Below are 7,454 nucleotides of genomic sequence, written 5' to 3'. Positions count from 1 at the left end.
ATGAGTCCCCGCTTGAGGGCGCGGGGTGGGCGTTGGGCGCCCGCCGGGGGGGGGGGGGGGGGCGCGCCGCCACCACCCCCCCGGCCGGCCCTCCTGCCCACCACGGCCATGACAGCGCCCGGTCCGGGCATCCGGCAGCGCATGCAGAGGTTGCCTGCGAGGCGGCTGCGAGGCAGGACGGCCGGGTGACGGTCGTCTACGACGGGGTGACACGCCACTGGTCGCACCACGACCGCACCACCGCCCTGACCATGGTGAACGGAGCCGTGGACGCCCGCGGGGACCGGCCCGGCCGTCGGCCCACCCGGGTGCGTCGCCAGGAATGCAAGATCACGCAGGAGCCCATACCGTCGAAGGCAACGACCAGCAGGCCCCCACCGGCCGCCGGGCGGTCGGCGGAGGCCCGTTCGATGCGGGAAGAGCCCCCGCGAGACTGCCAGGCCACTCAGGGAGACACGCATGAGTCGCGCCAAGCGCAGGACCCGCAACACCTCCCGCAAGCGGGCCACACCCGGGCTCAACGGCACCGCCCCCACCGCGAGGAATTCCCGGTCCGTCGACGAGCCGGGGCCCGCGGCACACGGCGAGGACACCGACGAAGGGGCGGTCCCCGCAGTCGCGGCACACCTAGACGGGCGGGTGTTGTCGGCGGAGCACGCAGGCGCCCTGGGGCGTGGCGAGACCGCGGCGACGACCGCCGCTCAGGATGAGCCGGCGCCGGGCCGCCCCGCAGCGAACAGGCCCGCGCCGCAGCCCGTCCCGGCACTCCGCTCCCGGCCCGACACGTCCCGGCCCGACACGTCCTTCCCCGCCGCGGCCGGCCGCCCGACCCCGCCGGCCGCCCGCGATACGCTCGCGCGCCGCCGTCCCGCACGGGGCTCTTCGCCTCGGCCGCGGACGATACGCATATCGGAGGCAGAACCCTGGTCCGTGACGGTGATGAGCTTCCTGCTCCTCGGTGGTCTCGGTGTCCTCACCGTCGTCGCCTCGGCCGCCGCCTGGGGCCTGGCCGCGATCCTCGCGCCGGACGCCCTGCCCCGGCTGAGCACGTTCCTGACCATCGCGTTCACCGTCATCATCCTCGAAGTCGTCCTGGGCTCGTGTCTGGCAGCCCTGACCACCTTCCTGTACAACCTGACCGCCCCGTACAGCGGCGGCCTCGAAATCTCTCTCACCGACGACCTCGGCCCCACCGAGGCGGGCGCCAACGCCCAGTTGGCCATGGACCGCGCCGGCCTCCGCGTCCGCCGCTACCTGCGCGCCCACACTCCGGCCTGGGTCACCGGCACGGTGCGGCACCTGTCGGCCAGGTACGGCTCCCTGCGGGGCAGGAAGCGGACGGCACCGAGCGAGCATGCGGTCCCCGTCCGGCCGGAAGCCGGCCAAGAGGAGTGACGCACACGGTGTGATGAGGTGCGCGGCGGGTCAGTGAGCGTCAGGGCTCAGGACCGTCCGCTCCGAAGGCGGGCGTTGCCTTGGCCTAGGTGCCGCCCAGCGACACCACGGTGGCGTCCGCGGCTCCCTGGGGTGTCTCGAAGCTGACGGTGTCGCCGACACGGTGCCCCAGCAGCGCGCGCCCGAGCGGACTGTCCTGCGTCACCAGGTTCTCGTCCGCCGCCGAGGCGATCTCGCCGATCTCGACGCTCTGCACCGCGCCGTCCGTGAACCGCACGGTGACGGTGCTGCCGACACCGACCACGCCGACGGGGGCCGGTCCGGCGACCGCCGCCTGGTGCAGCCGCAGCGTGATGTCCTCGATGCGGGCGTCCAGGCGCCGGAGGTCGTCGGCCCGCTGCAACTCGTCGGCCTCGTCCGCGTGGTCGCCCGGGGAATCGTCGCCGCGCAGCGTCGCGGCGACGTCCTGCCGGTCGCTGTGGAGATCGGCAAGCTGCTGCTCCAGCGCGCGACGACCCTCGGCGCTGATCGGTTCGGGCCCACCCATGTCCGCTCCTTCGGTGGCGGATCCTTCGGTGACGGAACGACCGAAGGTGGAGTGCGGATAACGTTCTGTACTGATATTACCGATATGTTCGCCACCGTGATGTCGCCAGTCGCCGGCAGCAAGCCCCTGGCCCCCGGGTCAGCGGAGGAAGCCCTCATAGCTGCGCTGCTGGAGCTGGCTCTCGATCTGCTTCACGGTCTCCAGGCCGACACCCACGATGATCAGGATGCTGGTGCCGCCGAACGGGAAGTTCTGGCTCGCCCCGAACCCGACCAGCGCGATGGTGGGGACGAGGGCGATCACCCCCAGATACAGCGAACCCGGCCAGGTGATCCGGTTGAGCACGTACGACAGATACGTCGCGGTCGGCCGCCCGGCCCGGATGCCCGGGATGAAGCCGCCGTACTGCTTCATGTTGTCCGCGACGTCCTCCGGGTTGAAGGAGATGGAGACGTAGAAGAAGGCGAAGAACACGATGAGCAGGAAGTACAGGACGATGTAGATCGGGTGGTCGCCCTTGGTCAGGTTCTGGGCGATCCACCGTTTCCAGACGGAGTCCCCGCCCGAGAACTGTGCGACCAGGGCCGGGATGGACAGCAGCGAGGAGGCGAAGATGACGGGGATCACGCCCGCCTGGTTCACCTTCACGGGGATGTAGGTCGCGGTGCCGCCGTAGGACCGGCGGCCGATCATGCGCTTGGCGTACTGGACCGGGATCCGGCGCTGGGCCTGCTCGACGAAGACGACCAGGCCGACCATGGCGAGGCCGACGAGGATGACGGCGCCGAACTCGATCCAGCCGTCCGCCAGGGTGCCCTGCTCCTTGATGGCCCACAGTGCGGACGGGAAGGAAGCGGCGATCGAGATGAACATCAGGATCGACATGCCGTTGCCGATGCCGCGGTCGGTGATCAGCTCACCGAGCCACATGACCGTGGCCGTGCCGGCGGTCATGCAGATCACCATCGTGACGGTCGTGAAGATCGACTGGTTCGGAATGATGCCGGAGGCGACCGAGCAGCCGGAGAAGAGGGCGCCGCTGCGGGCGGTGGCGACGAGGCCGGTGCCCTGCAGGACGGCGAGCGCCACCGTCAGGTAGCGGGTGTACTGCGTGATCCTCGTGTTGCCCGCCTGACCCTCCTTCTTCAGGGCTTCCAGACGCGGGATGACCACGGTCAGCAGTTGAAGGATGATGCTGGCCGTGATGTACGGCAGGATGCCGAGCGCGAAGATCGTGATCTGGAGCAGCGCGCCCCCGCTGAAGAGATTGACCAGTCCGAACAGGCCCTGGTTGCCGGAGGCCTCGTTCACACACGTCTGGACGGCCTTGTAGTTGACGCCGGGGATCGGGACGTGGGTACCGACCCGGTAGAGCAGGATCATGCCCAGCGTGAAGAGAAGCTTTTTACGCAGGTCAGGCGTCTTGAAGGCATTGACGAACGCGGTGAGCACGGTGTCTCCTGCAACCCTTCGCGCGTGGGCCGTCGGGGTCGGTGATGACGACAGCGCATCGACCCGAGAGCGAGGCATGCCGTCCTGAACGGTTCGGGCCACACATGAATGACTCCACACGCGCCGCTCGACACCTGTTCAACCGAATTTGCAACTTATGGGCTCACGCCCCAGCCTCCCCAGCCCTCTTCTTCGCCTTGAGACCGCGGTCCGGAGCCGGGAACTCACCTCTCGAAGGAGGCGTAGGCGGCCTCCTGCCGCCACTGGACGGTTGCCTTCGGGCTGCCGGCGACGAGCCGGTGGCACTCCGTGCTCGGGGTGCGGCCGCTGCCGGGCAACTGGCCGGTGCAGGCGGCCGCGGGGCGGTAGCCGTCGCGGGTGGGGTTGCCCTGCCACAGGCTCCGGCCGGGGAGGAACGCGTACTCGAGGGAGGCGCGGGCCAGGTCCTTCAGCTCGGGGTAGGTCAGGCCGTAGGTCTGGGCGGCGTACTGGTACTCGTGGGTGATGTCGATGCGGGAGACACCGGGGTCGTCGGTCGCCAGGACGACCGGTACGCCGTAGGAACGGTAGGTGTTGAAGGGGTGTTCGGCGCCGCGCACGCCGAGGATCTGGGCGTTGCTGGTGAACGGCACCTCGACGGCGATCTGGCGGGCGGCCATCGTACGGGCCGTCTGCTGCCAGTCGTCCTCGTGGACCAGGTCGACACCATGGCCGACCCGCTCCGTGCCGGCGATGTTCACGGCCTCCTCGATGTGGAACTTCAGGGCCTCGGGCTTGACCAGTCCGGGCCACAACTCGCCCGCGTGCAGGGTGACATGGGCCTTGGGGTAGACGGTGCGCAGGTAGTTGAGCATGCGCATCTGCAGGCTGTAGTTCGCCAGCGAGCTCTCCCAGTCCTCGGGCTGGGCGAGGTTGACGGCGACGAACCGGGAGTCGCGCTCGGCGAGCCGCATGCCGAGGGCCAACTGCGTGAAGACGCGCTCGGGCGAACTGCCGCGGCTGACCTGGGAGATCCAGCGCACGGTCAGCGCACAGCCGGGGCGGGGACGGCTGGTGCCGCAGCGGGCTGCCGTACGGAACTCGGCGTCACCGTCGTCGGCCTCCTTGCGCGCGTAGGCCACGACCTTGTCGAGCCTGCCGCCGGCCACGAGCCTGGCGTGCAGCGCGGCCAGGTCGGGGTCCCAGCCGACCTCGTCGGCCAGCTGCCTGGCGCCGTCGGAGGCCGGGATGATCATGGTTTCCAGGTAGAACTGGGTCTGCGCCGCGTCCGTGTCGGCGACCTGGGCGAGCAGCTTTCCGCGATGGCGCCAGGACACCTCGCCGAACTTGTCGAACGTGTCGAAGAAATGGTCGTGACCGTTCTGGTCCGGCGGGAAGTCCTGCATCGACCAGGCGCGCACGATCGCGTCGTGGAAGTCGTGGTCGGTGCGGGCGTCGGCGGCCGGGCGGGTGCCGGGACCGCACGGCGGTACCACGGCGGTCAGCGTGGCCGTGCCGATACACAGCCCGTCCTCGGCGGCGAGCTCGATCAGGTACTCGGTCCTGACCGCCCCGGGGAGGTGGTTGTGCAGGTCGCCGCCCTTGGGCAGGTGCCGGAAGAAGCCGTGCAGCAGCCTGGGGTCGTTGCGGATCGACTCCAGGTACGCGGCCGTACGCGCCTCCGCGGCCGTCATCGGCCGGGGCACGCCTGGGACCGTCCCGGTGTGCGCGACCGCGGGCGGCGCCGCCGACAGGGACGCGAGGCAGAGCAGGGACAGGGCGCCGAGTCCGGCGGAGAGCGCCGTGCGGCGTGAGGAGTGCACGGCGCGGGGGCCGTCAGGGGTCGTCACACCAGGATGATCATCACATCATCCTGGCCGGTCCTGGCTGCCGCGCGGTGAGCACGACCGAGTCACCCGCGCGGGCGCAGCCGCGACCGGACCGCCCGCACAGGCCGACCGCGCCGTACGGGTGCGCACAGGCCGCTCAGTCCGTCGCCGGCTTCGGCCGGCTGACGCTCGCGTGCTCCGCCAGCGCCCGCTGCCGGGCGTAGTCGACGGCTGCCGCCAGTGTCTGGATGTCGTAGGCACCGTGGTGACGTCGGCCGTTGATGAAGAAGCTGGGCGTACCGGAGACGCTGCTGAGGTCCGCGGAGTCCACGTCCTCCGCCACCCGGGGGGCGCCACGGTGCCGCTCCAGGTCCTGCCGGAACCGCTCCATGTCCAGCCCGAGTTCCTGTGCGTAGCGCAGCAGGTCGCGTGCCTGGAGAGCGTCCTGCCGTTCCAGCAGGAGGTCGTGCATCTCCCAGAACCGCCCCTGGCGAGCGGCGGCCTCCGACGCTTCCGCCGCCAGTTGCGCGTGCGGGTGGACGTCGGTCAGGGGAAGGTGCCTCCACACGTAGCGGACGTCCGCGTCGCTGCCGAGCAACTCCCGCACCACCGCCTCGGCCTGGCCGCAGTACGGGCATTCGAAGTCGCCGTACTCCACCAGTGTGACCGCTGCCCGTTCGGGTCCGCGGATACGGTCATGACGCGCGTCGACGGCGACCGCGAGGTCGGTCAGCGGATCGGCGTTGCCCAGCAGCGCCCGGGCCCGGCGGGCGGCCGGCAGCAGGTTCATCACCCCGGTGACCGCCCAGCTCACCGCGAAGGCGCCGACCAGGGTGGCGAGGATGCCGATGCGCGCCTGGTCCAGTTCCTCGCCCTCGAAGGCCAGCGAGGCGATCAGCAGGGACACCGTGAAGGCCGCTCCGGCGATCGCTCCGCCGGCGGTGACCGAGCCCCAGCCGACGCCGGGCCGCAGCCTCCCGCCCGACAGCAGGCGTGCGGCTGCCATGGACCCGACGAGCCCGATCGTCTTGCCCACCACACAGCCGCACACGATGCCCAGCGTGATCGGCGAGGTGAACGCCTCGGCGAGTTTCGCGCCGCTCAGTTCGATGCCGGCGTTGGCCAGTGCGAACAGCGGCACGATGCCGAAGCTCACCCACGGCAGGAACTTCTGTTCCAGCCGCTCGTTGGGGGAGATCGCCGCGGTCAGGCCCAGTACGGCCGAGCGCTGCAACTCGGGTGTGGGCTGTTCCCGGAACAGGCGGAAGAGACGACTGGCCTGCTCCAGATCCTCACGCGGCGCCGGGTAGGCGACGACCAGCGCGCCGACGGCGAGTCCGGTCACGACCGGGTCCACCCCGGCCTCGTGCAGTGCCACCCAGACGACCACCGACAGGACGGCGCAGTACCGCCCCTTGCGGACCCGTGCCAGCCGCAGCAGCGTGATGACGAGCAGCGTGCCCACCGCCACCAGCAGCGCGGGCAGGTGGATGTCGTCGCTGTAGAAGACGGCGATCACCAGGAGCGCGACCAGGTCGTCGACGACCGAGATGGACAGGATGAATGCCCGCAGGGAAGCCGGCAGCCGCGACCCGAGTACGGCCAGGATGCCCAGCGCGAAAGCGGTGTCCGTCGACATCGCCGTACCCCAGCCGTGCACCGAGTCCAGGCCCGCGTTGAACGCGACGTAGATCAGCGCCGGAACGATCATGCTGCCCAGGCCGGCCACCGCGCTCAACAGCACCCAGCGCCGGTCGCGCAGTTCCCCCATGTCGAACTCGTGCCGAGCCTCAAGGCCGACGACGAAGAAGAACAGGCTCATCAGCCCGGCATTGATCCACTCGTGCAGGGTCAGCGACAGGTGCTTCGTGTCGAGGCCGATCGTGAAGTGCGCCTGCCATACGGCCTCGTACGAGCGCATGTCGATGTTGGCCCACACCAGCGCGACGGCCACCGCGCCGAGGAGCAGGACGGCACTGCCTGTCTCGGTCTGCACGAAGGAACGCCAGCGCGTCTTGCTCTGCGTGGCCAGTCCTTGGGACGCCTCAGTGGACTCGTAGCCGCTCACGTGCCGATTATCACCGCAGCCGAACGGCCGCTCATGGATCGTGCGGCTTTGCTCCCGGCCCGTGCCCTCGCCGGGGCAGGCGGTCTCCGGGCACCGGACGCCACGGGCGGCTGCTTCGGCAGCGCCACCGCCTGCGACTACCGCGGGTACCGCGTGCCGGAACGGAGACTTCGTACCCGGCGTC

Annotated in this window: 5 protein-coding genes; 1 reads left to right on the top strand and 4 read right to left on the bottom strand. The window is 70.5% G+C overall.

Annotated elements, in window-relative coordinates:
- The first annotated feature begins 939 nt into the window (after nucleotides 1-939).
- The gene (locus ACFWXC_RS35355) at nucleotides 940-1,395 is read left to right on the top strand and encodes a DUF3566 domain-containing protein (protein ID WP_384485167.1); all 456 of its coding nucleotides are present in this window, start codon (nucleotides 940-942) and stop codon (nucleotides 1,393-1,395) included.
- Nucleotides 1,396-1,480: 85 nt separating this feature from the next.
- On the opposite strand, the gene ACFWXC_RS35350 is transcribed toward ACFWXC_RS35355, so the two are convergent.
- The 4 genes from ACFWXC_RS35350 to nhaA form a co-directional block, all read right to left on the bottom strand.
- Nucleotides 1,481-1,942 carry a GreA/GreB family elongation factor gene (locus ACFWXC_RS35350; RefSeq protein ID WP_384485165.1) on the bottom strand — a complete coding sequence of 154 codons (462 nt, stop codon included), beginning with the start codon at nucleotides 1,940-1,942 and terminating at the stop codon, nucleotides 1,481-1,483.
- Nucleotides 1,943-2,080: 138 nt separating this feature from the next.
- A complete protein-coding gene (secY, locus tag ACFWXC_RS35345) occupies nucleotides 2,081-3,394 on the bottom strand; it encodes a preprotein translocase subunit SecY (RefSeq protein WP_384485163.1) in 1,314 nt (437 codons plus the stop codon).
- A gap of 224 nt (nucleotides 3,395-3,618) precedes the next feature.
- A complete protein-coding gene (locus ACFWXC_RS35340; RefSeq protein WP_384485175.1) occupies nucleotides 3,619-5,196 on the bottom strand; it encodes an adenosine deaminase in 1,578 nt (525 codons plus the stop codon).
- A 163-nt stretch (nucleotides 5,197-5,359) separates the two neighbouring features.
- A complete protein-coding gene (gene nhaA / locus ACFWXC_RS35335; RefSeq protein WP_384485161.1) occupies nucleotides 5,360-7,270 on the bottom strand; it encodes a Na+/H+ antiporter NhaA in 1,911 nt (636 codons plus the stop codon).
- Between the last annotated feature and the right edge of the window lie 184 nt (nucleotides 7,271-7,454).

It is taken from the genome of Streptomyces sp. NPDC058683 (assembly GCF_042716195.1).
In the GTDB taxonomy this organism is placed as follows: Bacteria; Actinomycetota; Actinomycetes; order Streptomycetales; family Streptomycetaceae; genus Streptomyces.
Note: the sequence above shows the minus strand (reverse complement) of the source record. Positions and strands in the feature narration are given on the sequence as shown.

Excerpts from the sequence above, each read along its gene's own strand:
- ACFWXC_RS35355 (WP_384485167.1), top strand. The coding sequence starts at position 940 with ATGAGCTTCCTGCTCCTCGGTGGTCTCGGTGTCCTCACCGTCGTCGCC.
- ACFWXC_RS35350 (WP_384485165.1), bottom strand. The coding sequence starts at position 1,942 with ATGGGTGGGCCCGAACCGATCAGCGCCGAGGGTCGTCGCGCGCTGGAG.